This is a genomic window from Winogradskyella psychrotolerans (genome assembly GCF_018860565.1).
Taxonomy (GTDB): domain Bacteria; phylum Bacteroidota; class Bacteroidia; order Flavobacteriales; family Flavobacteriaceae; genus Winogradskyella; species Winogradskyella damuponensis.
This window is the reverse complement of sequence record NZ_JAHKPS010000022.1, coordinates 871,376-891,703: the sequence shown is the minus strand read 5'-3', so window position 1 is coordinate 891,703 and position 20,328 is coordinate 871,376. Positions and strand designations below refer to the sequence as shown.

General features: G+C 32.2%; 13 protein-coding genes. 10 read left to right on the top strand and 3 right to left on the bottom strand.

Annotated elements, in window-relative coordinates; translation table 11 throughout:
- Positions 1-207 precede the first annotated feature (207 nt).
- The 5 genes from KO504_RS12665 to KO504_RS12645 all read left to right on the top strand — a co-directional run bounded on the left by KO504_RS12665 (position 208) and on the right by KO504_RS12645 (position 12,356).
- A complete protein-coding gene (locus KO504_RS12665; RefSeq protein WP_215927378.1) occupies positions 208-810 on the top strand; it encodes a ribonuclease HII in 603 nt (200 codons plus the stop codon).
- 34 nt (positions 811-844) lie between these two features.
- Positions 845-3,202, top strand: a complete 2,358-nt coding sequence (locus tag KO504_RS12660; RefSeq protein WP_215927376.1) for a ribonuclease HII — start codon at positions 845-847, stop codon at positions 3,200-3,202.
- A gap of 78 nt (positions 3,203-3,280) precedes the next feature.
- A complete protein-coding gene (locus tag KO504_RS12655) occupies positions 3,281-4,330 on the top strand; it encodes a nucleoid-associated protein (protein ID WP_215927374.1) in 1,050 nt (349 codons plus the stop codon).
- Positions 4,331-4,564: 234 nt separating this feature from the next.
- Entirely contained in the window at positions 4,565-11,470 is a 6,906-nt protein-coding gene (locus tag KO504_RS12650; RefSeq protein WP_215927373.1) for a T9SS type B sorting domain-containing protein, read from the top strand.
- 133 nt (positions 11,471-11,603) lie between these two features.
- Positions 11,604-12,356, top strand: coding sequence for a YoaK family protein (locus KO504_RS12645; RefSeq protein ID WP_215927372.1), 753 nt, complete (start codon positions 11,604-11,606; stop codon positions 12,354-12,356).
- A 29-nt stretch (positions 12,357-12,385) separates the two neighbouring features.
- Here the strand turns inward: KO504_RS12645 and lipB are convergent, their stop codons facing one another.
- From lipB to KO504_RS12630, 3 genes are read right to left on the bottom strand one after another with little or no spacing between them, the layout of a single operon-like run.
- Entirely contained in the window at positions 12,386-13,084 is a 699-nt protein-coding gene (gene lipB / locus KO504_RS12640; RefSeq protein WP_215927371.1) for a lipoyl(octanoyl) transferase LipB, read from the bottom strand.
- Between the two features lie 3 nt (positions 13,085-13,087).
- A complete protein-coding gene (locus KO504_RS12635) occupies positions 13,088-13,888 on the bottom strand; it encodes a hypothetical protein (protein WP_215927370.1) in 801 nt (266 codons plus the stop codon).
- Positions 13,889-13,931: 43 nt separating this feature from the next.
- Entirely contained in the window at positions 13,932-14,090 is a 159-nt protein-coding gene (locus KO504_RS12630; protein ID WP_092446701.1) for a YqaE/Pmp3 family membrane protein, read from the bottom strand.
- Positions 14,091-14,202: 112 nt separating this feature from the next.
- Between KO504_RS12630 and KO504_RS12625 the strand changes: the two genes are divergently transcribed.
- The 5 genes from KO504_RS12625 (at position 14,203) to KO504_RS12605 (ending at position 20,172) form a co-directional block, all read left to right on the top strand.
- A complete protein-coding gene (locus KO504_RS12625) occupies positions 14,203-15,258 on the top strand; it encodes a response regulator transcription factor (RefSeq protein ID WP_215927368.1) in 1,056 nt (351 codons plus the stop codon).
- Positions 15,259-15,367: 109 nt separating this feature from the next.
- Positions 15,368-15,775, top strand: coding sequence for a DUF1573 domain-containing protein (locus KO504_RS12620; RefSeq protein WP_215927366.1), 408 nt, complete (start codon positions 15,368-15,370; stop codon positions 15,773-15,775).
- A 108-nt stretch (positions 15,776-15,883) separates the two neighbouring features.
- The gene (locus KO504_RS12615; protein WP_215927364.1) at positions 15,884-16,774 is read left to right on the top strand and encodes a TlpA family protein disulfide reductase; all 891 of its coding nucleotides are present in this window, start codon (positions 15,884-15,886) and stop codon (positions 16,772-16,774) included.
- A gap of 82 nt (positions 16,775-16,856) precedes the next feature.
- Positions 16,857-18,545, top strand: coding sequence for a lysine--tRNA ligase (gene lysS / locus KO504_RS12610; protein ID WP_215927362.1), 1,689 nt, complete (start codon positions 16,857-16,859; stop codon positions 18,543-18,545).
- Positions 18,546-18,579: 34 nt separating this feature from the next.
- Entirely contained in the window at positions 18,580-20,172 is a 1,593-nt protein-coding gene (locus tag KO504_RS12605; RefSeq protein WP_215927360.1) for a T9SS type A sorting domain-containing protein, read from the top strand.
- The last annotated feature ends 156 nt before the right edge of the window (positions 20,173-20,328 follow it).

Sequence of the window (20,328 nt, the reverse complement as noted above, 5' to 3'; positions counted from 1 at the left end):
TTATTTGAGTTAGTCTAGTTGCAAACATCCTAATTAAATATTAAATAAGCAAGTGTTTTTACTAAAAAAATGTTAATACTTTTGCGATTTCGTCAACATATCGCATAAATCATTTTCCTAATGTTTTAAACATTTAACTCAACACTTAGATGCAAAAAATGCAAAAGGGTTGCGTTAAAATTTTAACTTTGTTCAAAATTTAACATTTTGTCTTTAAAAATTCAGTTTTCTACTTATAACTTAGAGTGTGGTACAGACGAAGCAGGAAGAGGCTGTTTAGCAGGACCTGTTACTGCCGCCGCTGTCATTTTACCTTCTTCTTTTAAAAACATTTTACTCAATGACTCTAAGCAACTTTCTAAAAAAAATAGAACACTATTAAAACCCATTATTGAAACAGAAGCTACAGCATTTGCATTTCAACATATATTTGAAACAGAAATTGACAGTATCAACATACTAAATGCATCCATAAAAGCAATGCATGGTGCTATTTCTCAATTAAAAATTGCTCCAGAGTATATTATTGTAGATGGCAATAAATTTAAATCTTACGAATCCATTCCACATTCAACAATTGTAAAAGGAGATAGTAAATATTTAAGTATTGCTGCAGCATCTGTATTAGCCAAAACCTATAGAGATTCGTATATGGAAAAAATTCACGAAGAATTTCCTATGTACAATTGGAAACAAAACAAAGGCTACCCAACAAAAGAGCATAGAGTTGCTATTAAAAAATACGGTATTACCAAATACCATAGAAAATCATTTAGATTATTACCAGAGCAATACAAATTGAACATATAACTTTTTATATTTGTAATCTAAATATTCTATTTTAATGAAGCGACTTGGTTTTTTATTGATTTTGTTAACCTTAGTATTGGCTTGCCAAAAAAACTACGACAAAACCAAACAACCTTATAAATTCATTCCTAATGAAACAAATGTCATTATTCAAATTAATGAACTTAGTGATTTTATTAGCAGTATAGACAACAATGAGATCCTCTCTAACATATACACAACAGAATTACAAAGTGCTTCACAAATTCTAAAAACTCTAAATACCACTAAACAGGTATATATTTCCCTTAATAACTCAAACTATTTAATTCTTACCGAAAACGACAGTACATTATTTGTTATAGATTCTATTTCTAATCATATTTCGGAAACTTTAACAGACCTAAAAATTGAAAAGACACAATTAAACGACTCTGTTATTTATCATAAGATTATAGGTAACACTTTTGCTGGCTCAAATAGTTTAGAACTTTTAAAAAACCTAAATTCTGAAAACGAAAACACCAAGCTCAGTAAATTAATTGAAACTGCAGACAAAAAATCGGTAGCTTCTATCCTATTTAAATCAAAAACACCTAATTATTCTAAATTGTTATTTTTAGAAGATTTGAATAAAGACAATTCTAACTTTACAATTTTAGATATTGGCTATACGGATAAAGGCTTAAATTACAATGGCATTTTAACCTCTAAAGATTCTAGTACCAACTATCTTGATGGTTTTAAAAATACCATTCCACAAAAAATTAACACCCCTTCTATTGCGCCACATGATACGAATTCTTTAATTAGTGTTTCCTATAATGATTTTTCAGTTTTTAACGACAATAACAACCAATTAAAAGATAGCACAGCAACAGTAGCTTCTGAAACATTCTTAAATTTCACCAACGAGATTGCCTTAATAGAGGATGCTGTAATCCTTCATTCACTTGATACGAATTTAATTTTAGAAGCTATTGAAGATAAATCTAATATAGAATCGTTTAGAGATATTGACATATATGAATTTACCAATCCTAACTTCTTCCAATCTAATCTAAAGCCTTTTATCAGTTTTGAAAATGCCAATTACTTTTCAGTCTTTGATAATTTTATAGTTTTTACCAATTCTACAGAGACCTTAAAATCAATTCTAACTGACGCGCTAAACAACAACACATTAGCAAATTCGGATGCTTTTCAAAGTATTAATGACGATTTAAGTGACGAAGCTTCATTATTTGTCTTTAAAAATTCTGATGGCCTATCCGAAATTTTAGGTAAAACAATGAAAGGTTACAATGCCAATGCGGTTCAGTTTGTTCGTGAAGATAACTACACACACATCAACGGAGTCATTCAAAAATTTAAAAAGAAAGCAGCTTCAAACTCTGTAACAGAAACATTTACATCCTCACTTGATGCCACCATTTTAACACCGCCTCAAGTCGTTAAAAATCACATATCCAAATCTCATGACATTGTAGTACAAGACATTAATAATGTTCTTTACCTTATTTCTAGTTCTGGCAATATTCTTTGGAAAAAACAATTACAGGGCAAAGTTTTAGGGCAGGTTGAGCAAATAGATATGTACAAAAACGGCAGACTACAATTAGCTTTTGCAACACCAAACCGGCTATATGTTTTAGACAGAAATGGCAAAGACGTATCTCCTTTTCCGTTAAAATTTAATGACGTTATTACACAACCACTTTCGGTATTTGATTACGACAAAAAGAAGGATTATAGACTATTAGTTACCCAAGGTAAAAACTTACTAATGTACAATGCCAAAGGACAATCCATCAGTGGTTTTAACTACAAAACCAATGATTCTAATATTAACTCACAACCAAAACATTTTAGAATAGGAACTAAGGATTATATTGTCTTTGGAGCTGGCGAAAACCTTCAAGTTTTAAACCGACAAGGTAAAGTTAGAATTAACGTGAAAGATAAAATTCGTTTTTCAAATAACGAAATCTATCTATATCAAAATAAATTTACAACAACCAATACGCTTGGAGAACTCGTACAGGTTGACACAAGAGGAAGATTAACCACAAAAAACCTCAACCTTACAGACAATCATAAAATTACAACTACAAGTAAAACTTTGGTTTCGCTAAGAGAAAATCGATTAATTATTAAATCACGAACACTAGATTTAGATTACGGCGAATATACTGAGCCGAGAATTTTTTATCTAAACGACAAAATTTACGTTACCACAACAGATTTACAATCCAAAAAAGTTTACCTCTTTGATAGTCAAGCCAAATCAATTCCAAATTTCCCTGTTTTTGGCACCTCAAGTGCTACTTTAGAAAAATTAGATGGAGAACGCGGTTTAGAGCTCATTACTCAAAGTGACGACAAAACAATTGTAGTTTACAAATTACACTAAAATCCACTCTTTTTTTATATAAAAACCGCTTCTATTTTGAAGCCTTATATTATTAAAAATTAAGACAACTATTTACTCATGATAAAAAGACATAAAGCCTCTCTAAAAAGTTGTATAATCCACAAAGTTGGAAACAAATTTAATGGTACAAAAAATGCATTTTCAGATGCTATTGTGCATTTTGATGAAGCCACTTATAATTTAATGCTGCCTTATCTTTTAAAACCATTTGTTAGTGTTGCAGAAAGCTATCGCTTTCATCACCATAGTGATGTTGGGCTCAATGAAATAAACACTTACAGCGAACAACTACTTAAAGACGATGTCGATTTTGTAGACGTCTCTAAACATATTGTCAGTCATCTATATGAGCAAAGTAACTCTGCTCAAATTAAGACAGGAGATGTACTTATTTGTCATTTCGAAAATGTACAATATGAAGACTATTTTACAGATGCAATAGGCATCTTTAAAATTGAAAATAAAACTGAATTTTTTCAGACTTATTTAGAGGATAATAACTACGATATCTTAGTTCAAAAAGGCATTCAAGCCAAAAAGGTTGATAAAGGATGCTTAATCTTAAATACTTCCGACATGGAAGGTAAAATTGTGTTTAGCGTAGACAACAATACTTATGACACACAATACTGGATCAAAAGCTTCCTAAACATCAAGTACCCAGACGATAGTAACCAGCACACTAAAAACTGTATAGAACTATGTAGAGAGTTTTCTAAAGAAGTATTGCAACCTAATTTTGGCGGACAAGAACAAACTAATTTTTTAGCTAAAACCGTTGATTTTTTCAAAGAAAATGAAATTGTAAATATTGACACTTTTAAAGAAGAGGTCTTTGATGAAGAAGACAAGATTCAACTCTTTGAAGATTATAAAAAAACTTATGAATCTGACAATAAAGTTCTCATTAGAAACCAGTTTGACGTCTCTGAAATCGCGCTAAAAAAACAAAAACAAAAGATTAAAACAGAAATAAAACTAGACACTAACATCCAAATAAAACTTGATGTTGATGCTCCAGATGCTTCTGCAGAGTATTTAGAACGTGGTTATGATGAAGAAAAGAAAATGCATTTTTACAAAGTGTTTTTTAACGACGAAACATAAAAATTGATATGAGTACTAAATTTAACCCTCTTTATTTTGTTTGTATCATATCCATAAAAAGACAGCTAAATGTATTAAAAGGTTTAAAGTAGTCCTGAAAAAACATTGAGTATTCTATCTACAAAAAGTAACTAAGATTGTTAATTGTATTTAATAACTCGAAGATTAAAAGTGCTAATAAAAGCACTTTTTTTTGTAACCTTGTTTCTTCCTAACTAAATATCAACCAATTAGATGCATTCAAGGCTGTTTTTATTCTTCTTGTTTTTATTTCCCTATGCATTAATTGCCCAAAATAGCTCACCTTTTATTGAGATAACAGATAGTCAAGGCATAGATGATATTTTAGTAGATTGTGATTATCCCGTAGATGCTAATAGATGCTTTAGTTTAGAAGCCAACTACACCATCATAAGTGAGACAACATCTTACGAAGTAAGCTCTATACCATTTAATACTCTAACCGGCTTAACTAATGAAACAACAGTAAACATTCATGGTGATGATAAATGGAGTGCTGTTTTACCAATTCCTTTTGATTTTTGTTTTTATACTGAAGGTTACAACGAATTACTAATTGGAGACAACGGCATTATAAGTTTCAACTCAAATGCCGCTTTAGCTGATAGTCCGTTTTTTGCGGGCACCATACCTAATACCTCAATGCCAACAAATGCTATTTTTGGCGCTTACCATGATTTAACAAACGATAATAATGTTTTTGGCTGTACAGACGACCCAAACACTCCTCAAAACGAATGTGGCGAAATAAAAACCTATACCACAGGCACTGCACCCACAAGAGCTTTTGTTATTAGTTATGAAAACTTAAATCATTTTAATTGCGAAACAAGTAGATCTACATCACAAATTGTACTTTACGAAGGCTCAAATGTCATTGAAGTTTATGTAAAAGAAAAACCTATAAACTGTGAAACAAGCCCTTCAGCATCATATAGAAAAAATGCACTAATTGGCATTCAAAATATTGATGGTACCATTGCGACAACTCCACCCAATAGAAACACAAGTATTTGGGCAGCCACCAATGAAGCTTGGCGATTTTCCCCAAACGGAGTTCCCGTAACTTCGGTACAATGGAGAGATGAAAACAACACCCTAATTTCTACAGGTGACCAAATCACTATTTGCCCAGAACAATCCACAAACTACACCGCAACTGTTATTTATGATATGTGTGTTGGACCAGATATTATACTTCAAGACAATATAGATATAGAAATAGATTTACTATACCCTGTGGCTATAGATAATGAAATTGTGGTTTGTGACATAAATAGCATAGGAACCGAAATTATAGACCTAACAACTTACGAGCCTATTATGATTGGCTCGCAAACAGGACTGATACTATCTTACCACAACTCTTTAGCAGATGCACAAACAGAAACAGCACCTATACCCAACCCAAATGCATATGTATTAACTAATCCAACGGAGACCATTTTTGTAAGATTACAACGCGGTATTGGTTGTTTTGATGTTGGAACACTTCTTATCAATTTAGAAGAAATAGCAACTTCTCAGCTTTCAGAAATAACGCTATGTGATACCGCAAATGATAATTCTGAAACTATTACACTTTCAAATTACACAAGTCAAATTATTAGTACACAAACTGGGGTAAATATATCTTATCATCTCACACAAAATGATGCCGATAATAACATAAACCCTATCACTAATTTTACAGCTGCAAATGGAGATTCATTTTTTGTTAGATTAACACTACAACCAGAATCTAATTGTCCTAATGTTGAAGAAATTAACATTAACCTGTTACCTGTACCAATCGTTGCCCCTATTGAGGTTACCTTATGTTCTAATATCGCCATTTATGATTTAACACAACACGAACCAGATGTACAAGCAAATAATACCGAAACCTTAAACTTCTCCTATCACTTATACCAAAGTTGGGCGCTAAACAATACCAATCCTTTTGACCCTTTACACGCAACAAACCCAATAGATCCAGAATATTATGTTTTAAATGGGATTACTCGTATTTGGGTACGTTCATATACCAGTTCTGGTTGTGTTGAAGTTTTTAATATTGATTTTATTTATATCGAAGGAGTAACGGTACAAAATGATACACAGGTAAGTTCTGGTACCATTTTCGATTTAACAAATTCTGTTACAGATATGGTCGCCGATTTAACCGGAATAACCTATCAATTTTACGACACTTTAATTGGTGCTCAAACTCAAAATCCTCTAAGTCTAATTTCTGATCCTGAAAATTTTGCAGTTACAAATCCTGACACAGAAGTTTTTGTTGTTTTTACAAATACCTCATCAGGATGTATTACCATTGGAGATATACAATTAGAAACTGTTAGTTTTAATGGAACTGCTAATGGTTCTTTTCAAGTTTGTGATAGCGCCAACGATATCGAGGAACTGGTCATTTTAGGTAATTATAACAACGATTTAATTGTAGGTTATGACAATGCCCAATACATGGAAGTAACATATCACCTCTTACAAACCGAAGCTGATACCAATACAAATCCAATTACAGAAATTAATATTACCACTCTAACAACTATCTACGCAAGAATTGCTCTAATTTTTGAAGGTATTGAAATAGATTTTACAGTTGAAGAAGTTACTTTAGATTTTCAACCCACCATATTATTAACACCTGTAACGGCTATTATTTGTGATGAATATTACAACAACCAAGAAATTCATGATATAACACAATATGAAACCCAAATTACATCAGCAACAGGCGCTATATTTTCTTATGAATACACAAATGGTACAGCTATAAATAATCCCACAACATTTAACATCATTGGACCAACCCAAGTAATCCATGTTTTAGTTACAACACTAGATGGTTGTACAACAGAAACAACAATTACTATTACATTTCATCCAACGATTACCACAGCAACAGCAACAATTGAAACCTGTGACGCCGATAATAACAACGAAGAATTATTTAATTTAAATGATGCTTTACCAAACATCAACGCCAATCACACCAACTATACAAACACTTATTATCATACATTACTAGAAGCACAAGTTGGTGATCCTACTACAGCAATTGCCAATCCATCAGCGTATTCTGTAACTTCAAATACAGCAGTTTATGTTAGGCTCTACGATGCTGCAACAACATGCTATGCTACTGCAAGACTAAACTTATCAATTATTCCTGTTCCTGAAATAATTTCAAATACAATAATTGTTTGTGATTTTGAAAATGATACTCTAGAAAACAATGTAGATTTATCCCAATTTAATTCTGAAATATTAGGAAGTCAAACAGGAGTAAATTTAACCTATTACAATTCCTTAGCTAATGCAAATAGCTTTACAAATCCAATTACAACAGCAACTATTACAAACACAACAACGTTATTTGTAAATCTTGAAGCTGCAGATAATTGTATTACTACTGGAGAAATAAATTTCAATTTACAAACCGCACCAATAGTAAATAACATTAGCGTTACGGTCTGTGATAATTTCACAGATGGTCAAGAATACTACAATTTAACGTTAAGCAATCCAGATATAATTTCTGCCCCGTTAAATCATAGTTTTAGATATTTTACCTCTGAAATTAATGCCATTGATGATAGCAATCCTATTTCTTCAAATTATTTAATAACAACGGTACCGCAAACTATTTATGTAAGAGTTAGGAACCTGGCAACAGATTGCTTTTCTATTGCAGAAATAGATTTAGATTTTACATTTCCAATTACTGTTCAAGACACAGAATTATCAGAATGTGATGATGATTTTAACCTTACTGAAGAATTTGATTTAACAATGGCAATACCAAATATGTTAGCCGACACAACTGGACTTGACATTACCTACTATTCTGATGAAATTGCAGCACAAACAGCCAACCCATCGTTTCTAATTTTAACACCAGAAAATCATAATACAGCTTCGGAAACAGATAATGTTTTTGTGCGATTTGACAATGCCGCAACAGGCTGTTTCTCTATTGGCAAAGTTGTATTAAAAGCTTTAGCAACACCAAAATTAGTTGATAGTCATTACGCTATTTGTGACACCGACTTTGATGGGTTTTACACCTTAGATTTAAATGACTTAAATCCTCTAATAATTCAAAACCAAACCGGTTTAGTGTTTACATATTACACCAACCTAGCTGATGCAGAAGCCGAAAACAATGCGATAGTTAACAGCTCTAATTACGCCATTCCTAATGATAATCATACTATTTATACTCGTGTTGTTAATCCGTTTGGCTGTATGTCTATTGCCACAGTTAACATCTCTATAAAAACCTCTGCAACTGTTGACGTTGTTACTGACGTTTTAGAAGCTTGTGATAATGATTTAAACACCTATGCGTTTTTTGATTTAACCACTTTTGAAAGCCAATTAACAACAGAACCCGGCGCTACTTTTAGATATTACAACACTGAAAATGATGCCAACTTAGAACAGAATGAAATATTAAATCCAACTACTCATGAAAATATAAACCCAAATTCACAGACCATTTTTGTTAGAGTATCTGCTCCTGACAAATGTGACAACATTACTTCGTTTGACATTGAAACCATTCATATTACACCTCCTACACTCACTGAAGCCACATTTTGCGCAGGAACTTCTGTTATTTTAGATGTTGGTCCAGATTATGTTTCTTATAATTGGAGCACCTCAGAAAACACCCAAAGCATAGAAGTTGACACCTCAGGAACGTATAGCGTTACTCTAATAGACAACAATGGTTGTACAGATACTTTTAATGTTGTGGTTACAGAACTTCCACTTCCAGAAGTTATTACTACAACAATTACAGAATGTGATTATACAGGAATTTCAGATGGTTTTATGGCATTTAACCTTCATGACTACGACAATCAATTAACAAACAATAATACAAACGTAACAACGCACTTCTACTTATCTCAAAATGATTTAAATGCTAATATCAACGAACAAAATCCAACGTTTACCAATACCACTAATCCACAAACACTTTTTGTAAAAGTTATAGATAATACAACCCAGTGTTTTAATACAACAGAACTAACTCTAAATAGTAGTTTTATTGCTGTTTCTCCAAACACATATGATATCTGCGACACAGATTTTGATGGTAATTACACCTTCAACCTCTCAGAATTAAACAATTTAGTGGTAGCTGATGTTACAGGTTTAACTTTTGAATATTATACGTCTCAAACAAATGCTGAAACTCAAAACGCACCAATAACAGGAGATTATACCATTCCACACAACAATCACGATGTTTTTGTTAGAGTTGAAAATAATTTAGGTTGTTCTTACATTACTTCTGTTTTGGTTAGTCATAGAGCAGATGCCATTGTTAACAATATTGGCGCTATTTTAAAAGCCTGTGATGACGATTTGGATACATTCACCAGTTTTGATTTAACAACTTTTGAAAACATCGTTTCTACAGAAAATGGGGCTATTTACAGGTATTACAATTCACAATTGGATGCGATGTTTGAGCAAAACGAAATATTAAACCCTACAACACATCAAAATATATCACCGAATTCGCAAACCATTTTTGTTAGAGTTTCTGTTCTTGGTAAGTGCGATAATATTACATCGTTTGACATAGAAACCATTCACATTACACCTCCTGCACTTACCGAAGCTACATTTTGTGCCGGAACTTCTGTCATTTTAGATGTTGGTTCAGATTATGTATCTTATAATTGGAGTACTTCTGAAAACACACAAAGTATTGAGGTGAGCACAGCAGGAATTTATAATATAACCCTAATAGACAGCAATGGTTGTACAGATACTTTTAGTATTGACGTTACTGAATTACCACTTCCTGAAGCCTATGATTTAGATGTTTTATTATGTGATGACTATGGAACTGATGATGGCTTTATGTACTTCAATCTTCATGATTACGACGATCAATTAACAGGAAGCAACACTAATGTCGCCACTTATTTCTTCCTATCTGAAACGGATTTAGAAACCAATGTAAATATTCAAAATCCAACATTTATAAATAGTTCAAATCCACAAACCCTATTCGTAAAAATTGAAGATAATACCACACAATGCTATAATGTGGCGCAACTGACATTAGAAACTAGTTTTATTCATTCTAATACAGTAATGCTTGAGCTTTGTGACGAATTAGATTCTGAAGATGGCCTGAATACTTTCGATTTATCATTAGCAGATGCAACAATAATTTCTGGATTACCTTCAGATACTGAAGTTATTTACTATGAAACTTATAACGATGCTGAATTGCAACAAAACCCACTGAATTTGACGTACACAAATACAGACCCCTATTTTCAAACTATTTTTTCGAGAGTTGAAAATGACTTTGGATGTTTCTCAATTGAAGACGTTACACTTATTGTTCACTCATTGCCTGATCTTAAAAGCGATGAAACCGTTATTTATTGCCTAAATTCTTATCCTAGTACAATTACGCTTTATGGTGGTATTATAGGTGATTCGCCAAGTAATTACTATTACGATTGGAGTACAGGAGAAAACACATCTACTATTCAAGTAAATGAAATAGGTGTTTATGCTGTTACTGTAACAGACACAGATGGTTGTTCAAAAAGCAAAAGTATTACGGTTGTTCCATCTAATAGCGCAACCATTGAACGTATTGATATTGTTGATGCTAGCGAGATTAACACTATAACAGTTTATATTAATGGAGAAGGTGATTATGAATACGCCCTAGACGACGAATATGGCATTTACCAAGACAGTAATATTTTTACCAATGTACAAGGTGGATTACACACTGTTTATGTAAGAGACAAAAATGAATGTGGTATTGTGAGTGAAACTATTTCAGTGATAAGTATTCCAAAATTCTTTACACCAAATAACGACACTGATAATGACTATTGGATTCCTAGCGGCATGTCTAGACATTTTCAGAATAATGCTACTTTACACATTTATAATCGTTATGGTAAATTATTAATACAATTAGATCCTTTTGGATTGGGATGGAATGGCTTGTACAATGGAAATGTATTGCCTACTTCTGACTACTGGTACACTTTAGAATTCACAGAAAACTTTAGTGGTAAACACAGGGTTTTACAAGGCCATTTTACCCTAAAACGATGAACGAAATAGTTAGGTTAGTTAAAAGTTTTAGGAGAAAAACAAATTTTAAAAATTGAATTTTACTTGGTTAAACTTTTAAGTAGTCTTAGTTTTACTTATCATAATATTCTATTCAAAATAATTTGAAAACAAAATGTTTAGACACCAAGGCAAAAGCAGAACATTAAAACATAATCTGCGAATTGCTACCATTTTGTCATTTGTAGCTGGGATTGTAAATGTAACTGGGTTTTTAGCTTTCAATCAATTAACAACAAATGTCACTGGCCATTTTGCACTTTTTATTAGTGATGTCGCTAATTTTGAATTCTGGAAAGGAACAATCTATTTTCTTTATATATTTTCCTTTCTATTTGGCTCTTTTTCATCAAGTTTTCTCATTGAGATATTCAAAGAAAATAAAAAACTAAATGTTTTTGTTATACCAACACTTATTGAATGTCTTATATTATTTTCAATTGCTATTGTAAGCAATATCACGGAAATAAAATACCCAGATTTAATTATATGTGCGCTTCTTTTTGCAATGGGACTTCAAAACTCTTTTGTTACAAAAATATCAAACGCTATTGTACGAACCACCCATTTAACAGGGCTGTTTACAGACTTAGGAATTGAGCTGTCTCAACTTTTATTCTCCGTATATCGTCCACATAGAGATAAGATAAAATCAACGATCAAACTACGAATCTATATTATCTGTTTCTTCTTTTTGGGTGGAATAATTGGCGGATTTCTTTATTCAAGGATAGATTTAAAATTAAACACACTAATCTTTGGCGCAATAATTTTATTAATAAGTCTATTCTATGATGATTTCAGGTATGGTGTAATCCGAACTAAAAGAAAATACAATCAGAGAAAGCATAATAACAGTATATTATAAATAGTACTTAGAACCAAGCAATGAGACACCTAAACAAAATCGGCCTCAAAAAGCAACCTAAAATGTTTTAAAAGCTTTCGTTTAACCTCAGCTTCGTCTACCTTTTCAACACCTAATTCGTTATTTAAAGTTGTTACTGCTTTTCCTCTAATACCACAAGGAATTATATTATCAAAATAACCTAAATCGGCGTTCACATTTAAGGCAAATCCGTGCATAGTAACCCAGCGGCTTGCTCTCACTCCCATAGCACAAATCTTTCTAGCAAAAGGAGTGCCTACATCTAACCACACACCTGTTTCACCAGGGCTACGCTCAGTTAACAAACCATACTCTGCTAACGTGCGTATAATCACCTCTTCTAAAAGACGTAAGTATTTATGAATGTCTGTAAAGAAATTATCTAAATCTAAAATAGGGTAACCTACAATTTGACCTGGACCATGGTAAGTAATATCTCCTCCTCTGTTTATTTTGTAAAATGTAGCACCTTTTTCGGCTAATTGTGCTTCAGAAAGCAACAAATTAGATAAATCGCCACTCTTACCCAATGTATAAACATGAGGATGCTCTACAAAAAGAAAGTGGTTATTGGTTTCTAGACCTGCATCTTCCCTTCTATTTTTCACCTTAGTGTCTAAAATAGCTTTAAATAGCTCTTCTTGGTAATCCCAAGTAGCTTTAAAATCTTTAGTGCCTAAATCTTGAAGTTGTATCGTTTTATTCAAACCTTAATCTTCTAAAATAACGTTTAAATTCATTGAAGTTGCATCCTCTTTAAGCGTGCTCCAACCTACTTTGTAAGTTACTGTTTTACCATCTTCAGAAATCAATGCATTTTTATTAGAAACAGACTTTACTTTTCTTGGAAACGTATATACCAGTTTATAATACGATGTAGAGAACATTTCTTCAAATTGCATTTCAAATTGTTTTGAAAAATCATTTTCATCAGCTTCTGTTGTCTGGCCTTCATTAGATTTCTCCTGCTCTGCTACCGCATTAGGCATAAAACGGGTAAAAGTGTTGTCTTCAAAAGTATAAACCACCTTATCCACTTTAGTAAGTTTATCTAATTGTCCTTCAGAAGCATTTGCTTCCTTATTCCCCATAGCCTTAGCTATTCCCATAGCATCGTCTACTTTTTCATTAATATTTTCTAATTCCGAAACAGCCTTAAATGATTTTTTTATATTAAAATCAAACACATCATTTTCTACATCCATACGAACTCTCATCTTCATCCCTCTAAGATTTTCTAATTTAGCACGCTGTGCTTCAGAAAGGGTAGCAATACTATCTTTATAGCTTTCAAACAAATCATTAAACACCACAGTGGTATCAACTTTTTCTTCCTTTATCAGTGCTTCATTTGTCCTAGACCTATTTTCGTTGGCATAATTCATTATTGGAGTAATATCAAAAGACGAAATATATTCTCCGCTCATATCAGTATTAAACACAATTGATTCGGTCACACTACAGCTCGTTAGAAAGCCTGCAATAGCCAATAGTATAATAAGTTTTTTCATCAATACTTTATTGCTTTTTTTTTAAAGTGCAAAGGTAATGATTTTATCGCTCTGGATTATTCAAAATAACCAAAGCTGCAATAACGCCGGGTACCCAACCGCAGAGCCACAATAAAAAAGTGATAAGAATTGAGCCACAACCTTTGTCTAAAACAGCTAAAGGCGGACAAATAATAGAAAGAATAACACGCCAGATACTCATAATTCGTTTTGATGATTTGATGTAATTATAAGACGTACTTTAATTTAAAATGTTACATTTTTTTATCAATTCTCGATATTGAAATCAAAATAAAATTATGTAGTTTCGTTTTATGCGAATAAAACTTCTCTTCGTTTTTTTAAGTATCTCTTCTATTTGTAAAGCGCAATATTCATTTTCGGGCTATACAAATCCTGAAGAATGGGATAGAGCGGTATACCTTTCTATTGTTGAAGATTACCGAAAAATGTCTGGTGTGTATTCTGAACAAATTATCGCTAAAACCACTGCTGATTCCTCAGGCTTTTTTGAGTTTAAAGGCAATATGCTAGATACTGAAAATCGTATTTATCGTATTCACGTAGATAAATGCTCCGATATTCAACAAGGTGTTAATCACTTTAATGGGCATTGTAGCGATAGCGAAGCACTTTTATTTATCGCAAAAAACACAGACACATTAAAACTGCCTTTTTCATTTGGAAATCAAGTATTTTGCAGAGTAGAATCTAACAATCCTAAAGCAAATGCATTTGTAAAAATAGACTCTCTAAAAAACGACATGCGTTTTGCCTATGGCGAGTTTAGAAGTGAGGCCAACCGTAAACTAAACAACAAAAAATGGTTTAAAACCCTTCAATACTTTGGTGAAGCTTTAGATGAACCTTTAGCAGAACTTTATATTTATACGTATTTATCGGACCGAAGTAGTGATTTGCATAGCTATTATGTTGAAGACCTGAAACAAAACCAATATTACGACAATTTAAAAGCACGATTAGAAACTACTTATCCTAATGCACCATACACAAAACAGTATACTAATGAATTAGAAGCTGATCGTTATATGTTAGCTGCATCAAATGGAGAAACAGCATCAAATTGGAATGTTATACTCTACTCCTTTTTAGGATTATCAATTATTCTAAATCTATTTTTATTATATCACTTTTGGAAACGAAACCAATCTAAAATTGATGATTTAAAAGCTAAATTATCTAAACAAGAACAAGTGGTTTTAGAGCATTTGCTCATGGACAAAACCAACAAAGACATCGCTGAAGCACTTTTTTTAAGTGTAAGCACGGTAAAAACGCATACGAATAACATTTACAAAAAGTTAAACGTGCAATCTAGAAACGACGCAAAGTCTCTATTTACCAAATAGTTGAAAAATTCAACCTAGGTACTAGTACCAATTTCCAACCTTGTTTTTTCAACATTCACATCTTTATATGAGATGTTTGTTTTCATATTAATCATTTAAAATATTTATTATGAAACGAACATTAAACATTAGCATTCTTTTAATCTTTGCACTAAGTTTTTTTAACGCTGCACCAACCGAATTTGACAAATACGATGTAAAAGTTGCTATTTTAAAATTTAAAACTGAAGTTATTAACTACGGAACCATAACTCAAAATGCAGAAGGTAAGCGGATTTTCACATTTACCAATACTGGAGATGCTCCTTTGCTTATCACAAAAGTTAAAACAAGCTGTGGCTGTACAGTACCAAGTTATTCAAAAGCACCTATACAACCAGGCGATCAAGGTGAACTAGAAATTAAGTACAACACCAAAAGATTAGGGGCTTTTACAAAAACGGTCACTGTTATTTCTAATGCAAAAGGCGGCAACAAAATCTTAAAAATCAAAGGAAATATAGTGGCCTCTAAATAATATTAAATATCTCAACGTTCTAATTGAGCTTGGTCAATAGCTATTTCATACAATACCTTTTAACTGAGCTCAAGAAGACAAACAGTATCAATCATAAAATTATCAAAAATGAAAACGACCATTTTAACCATCATAATCACATTAGTAACCGTATTTCACAGCAATGCACAACAACGCAATCAAGAAATAATAAAGGACGGAAAAACCCCTTATTTACTTGGAAAAATTGACAAAACTGGTTTAGAAGGTAACAATTACAGCTCTTGGTTCTCTAAAAATTATGCCGAATATGAAGTTAACGCCTCCATAACTTCCTCTATTTCTTCAGAGTTAAAAAATTATGACATCACCCTTTTTATGGGCACTTGGTGTGGAGATAGTAAACAAGAAGTTCCCAAATTATATAAAGTTTTAGAAGCTTGTAATTTTCCTATGGATCAACTTACCGTTATTGCTGTAAGTAGAGAACCTAATATGTATAAACAAAGTCCACAACACGAAGAAGCTGGTTTAAATATCCATCGTGTACCTACCATTATTTTCAACAAAAATGGAAAAGAAATTAATCGAATAGTTGAACATCCCATTACAACTTTAGAAGAAGATATTCAGAATATCATCACGGTAAACAATTACAAATCCAACTATCAAATTGTTACTGCAATTGATAATATTCTAAAGAAAAAAGGCGTCAAAGGCTTAAAAAAGAAAGGTAAAAAATTGCTAAAAACTCATAAAGATAAAGTATCAAGTATGTATGAGCTTAATACATATGGATCAATATTGTACAGAACAGACCGAAAAGATGAAGCTATTGAAGTTTTTACTTTAAATACAAAGTTATTTCCAAACGAGCCAAGAACTTATATGAGTTTAGCTAATACTCTAGGGGTTTCTGACAAAAAATCTGAAGCGATAAAAATACTTGATAATGCTGTAAAATTATTTCCTAACAATAAAGATCTCAAAGAAAATTTAAAGGTTATTAAATCTAACTAAAAAGGTACTCGTTAATTTTTGTAAAAAGTGTAATTTTGCAGCCACTTACCAACACTTGGTAAGTTTATAAAAATTAATAAGAATGCAACTTTCAGAACAAGAATTGGTAAGACGCCAAAAGTTAGAAAAGCTTAGAGCTTTAGGGATTAACCCTTATCCAGCGGATTTATTTCCGATAAACCATACTTCAAAACAAATAAAATCTGATTTTGAAGACGGTAAACAGGTAATTATAGCTGGTCGTCTAATGGCAATTAACATTCAAGGAAAAGCGTCTTTTGCACAATTGCAAGATAGCGAAGGTCGTATTCAAGTATATTTTAACAGAGACGAAATATGCGAAGGCGAGGACAAATCGCTATACAATGATGTCTTTAAAAAATTATTAGACTTAGGAGATTTTGTTGGTATTGAAGGCACACTTTTTACAACGCAAGTTGGTGAAAAAACCGTTATGGTTAAGAATTTTAAATTGCTAAGCAAAGCTTTAAAACCATTACCTATTCCAAAACAAAAAGATGGAAAAACGTATGATGCGTTTACAGATCCTGAACAACGTTACAGACAACGTTATGCAGATTTAGTGGTAAATCCACATGTAAAAGAAGTGTTTATTAAGCGTACTAAATTGTTTAATGCTATGCGTCAATTTTTTAATGATGCTGGTTATTTTGAAGTAGAAACACCTGTTTTACAACCAATTCCAGGTGGTGCTGCTGCACGTCCGTTTATAACACATCACAACAGTTTGGATATTCCATTATATATGCGAATTGCTAACGAATTATATTTAAAACGTTTAATCGTTGGAGGTTTTGATGGTGTTTATGAGTTTTCTAAAAACTTCAGAAATGAAGGTATGGACAGAACACATAACCCAGAGTTTACAGCTATGGAAATCTATGTATCCTACAAAGATTACAACTGGATGATGGATTTCTGCGAGCAACTATTAGAGCATTGTGCAATTGCAGTAAACGGAACGTCTGAAGCTACTTTTGGTGAACATAAAATCAATTTTAAAGCACCTTATAAGCGTATTACTATGCGCGATTCTATTTTAGAGTTTACAGGTTTTGATATTTATAATAAGTCTGAAGACGAAATAAGAGCGGCTGCAAAAGGCATGCATATTGAAGTGGATGAAACTATGGGTAAAGGCAAGCTGATTGATGAGATTTTTGGTGAAAAATGTGAAGGGAATTATATCCAACCAACATTCATTACTGACTATCCTAAAGAGATGAGTCCATTATGTAAAGAGCATAGAGAAAACCCAGAATTAACAGAGCGATTTGAGCTAATGGTTTGTGGTAAAGAAATTGCAAATGCCTATTCAGAATTAAATGACCCAATTGACCAACGCGAGCGTTTTGAACACCAATTAAAATTAGCTCAAAAAGGGGATGACGAAGCAACAGAATTTATTGATCACGACTTTTTACGTGCATTAGAATACGGAATGCCTCCAACATCAGGTATGGGAATTGGCATGGATCGTTTAATTATGTTCTTAACCAACAACCAAAGTATCCAGGAAGTGTTGTTCTTCCCTCAAATGCGACCAGAAAAGAAAAAAGTAGATTTAAGCGATAACGAAAAAGCGATTTTAGAAGTTTTAAAGGCAGAAAAACGTATGGACTTAAATGTACTTAAATCTCAATCGGGATTAAGTAACAAAGGTTGGGACAAAGGCATTAAAGGTTTAAGTAAACATGGATTAACAAAGGTTGAAAAAACCGATGACGGTTTGTATGTAGAATTAGTTTAAAAACACTAATATTATTTAAATAAAAAATTAAAATATGAAAATAAAATTACTCCTTTTAACTGTATTTGCATTTATCTGCGTAACATCGATATGTAGTGCTCAAATTTATGTTGATAATTCTGCTTCTGGATCAAATAATGGATCAAGTTGGACCAATGCCTACACTGACATTGAAACAGCTTTGATTAATTCTATTATTGGTGACCAAATCTGGGTAAAATCTGGTATTTATAAACCTTCTACATCTAATGGATTCAATATTCCGAGTGGAGTAAAACTTTATGGTAGTTTCGATGGTACAGAATCAAATGTAAACGAAAGAGACATCGCTGCAAACTTAACTACTCTAAATGGTGACATAGGAACAGTTGGCATAGATACTGACAATACCAATCATGTCGTTTATATGTCTAATGTAAATACACAGACTAGATTAGATGGATTTAGAATAATCAATGGTTATGCAAATAATGTATCTAATGGCTCTAAAGGCGGTGGACTATATAATTTGAATGGAAGCCCAACAATTGCCAATTGTACATTTATTTCAAATTACTCTAAAGATTTTGGTGGCGCAATAGTCTCTGAATCTGGCAATATTAAAATTGAAGATTGTTCTATAAATAATAACACATCAGTAGATATTGGAGGAGGAATATATTTAAGTCAATCTGGTACTGCAATAATTCTTAGAACCAAAATATACAATAACACTTGTACTTTAGGTTCTGGAGGTGGAATTTCAACGGGAAATGGTGTTACTTCATTAATAATGGATAGATGCGAAATATCGGGAAATACAGCACAAGACTTTGGAGGTGCAGCAACAATTGGTGACGATACTGATTTCAACCTATACAATTCAGTAATTCTTGGAAATATTTCAGCTTCTAATACTGTATATATGCACACCACTTTTAACACTGGAAATCACAATATTGTTAATTGTACATTTTCTGGAAATAAAGTTGAAAACTCTTCTGCTGCATCAACTACAATAAGATTTAGCACAAACTCTAACATCTATAACTCTATCTTTTGGGATAATAATTCAGTTGCCGAGATATATCGTGTAGGTGCTGGTGTATCAGACCCTACAGTAGATTATTGTAATGTAGAAGGTGGCTTTGCAACAGGATCTAACAACATTAATCAAGATCCTTTATTCGTTAGCCCTGGATCTTCCCTATTTGCACCATTTTCTTTAAATGATGGCTATGATTACAATACAAATTCATCATCAACATCTATCAATGCCGGAAATAATTCAAACTTACTTTCCTCATTTAATTTAGATTATAATGGAAATGCAAGAGTAATTGACACAACAGTAGATTTAGGAGCATTCGAGGCTGACACAGAATTAAGTCTTGAAGATACTTTTTTAACTGAAACAGGTTTAGTTTATTACAACAAAATTGAAAAAAAGATTTCGCTTGATAATCTTATTAATTTTGAAGGCATAAACAAAGTTAGTCTTTATGATATTTCTGGAAAATCAGTATTGATACAAAATACTAATAAAAATGAAATTCAAGTGAACCAATTTAAATCAGGTATCTATTTTATTACAGTTGAAAACGCTGTAAACAAAAGATTTCATACACAAAAAATTATAGTGTTTTAAGTTATAAACTTAAAGCACTGTAACAACGACGTAACTTAAAAATTAAAGAAAGGAATTATCGAGAGATAGTTCCTTTTTTTATGCAAATCAAAATCCAAAAAAATAGTAAAAACATAATAATTGATACATTTTTCGTATTTTCACATTTGATCTCTA